At 76.2% G+C, this 265-nt stretch carries 1 pseudogene; it reads right to left on the bottom strand.

The window, feature by feature from the left end:
- Positions 1–217, bottom strand: a pseudogene (locus ACQG3P_RS19990) (potassium-transporting ATPase subunit C); the annotation flags it as partial.
- Positions 218–265 lie beyond the last annotated feature (48 nt).

Here is a 265-nt window from a genome sequence, read left to right on the forward strand (position 1 = left end):
CGCGCGCGGCCTCGGTCCGGGTCGCCTCGGCGACGCGTTCCTGCCGGGCAGGGTTGGTGCGCGCCTGGTTGCTGCCGGCGGCGGCCATCGGGTCGTTGTTGGCCGCCGACGGGCGCGTCTGGAAGTAGCCGTCGCCCACGAACGGCTGGGCCACCCGGCGCGAGCCGCGCACCTGGTGGTTGTCCAGCAGCAGGCTGCCTTCGGCGTGCCCGGGGAACTACGCGGCTCTGAGGCCGGGGGTGGCCGCGGCATAGGCCAGGCCGTG

This window comes from Stenotrophomonas sp. SrG (assembly GCF_050031795.1).
GTDB lineage: Bacteria > Pseudomonadota > Gammaproteobacteria > Xanthomonadales > Xanthomonadaceae > Stenotrophomonas > Stenotrophomonas rhizophila_A.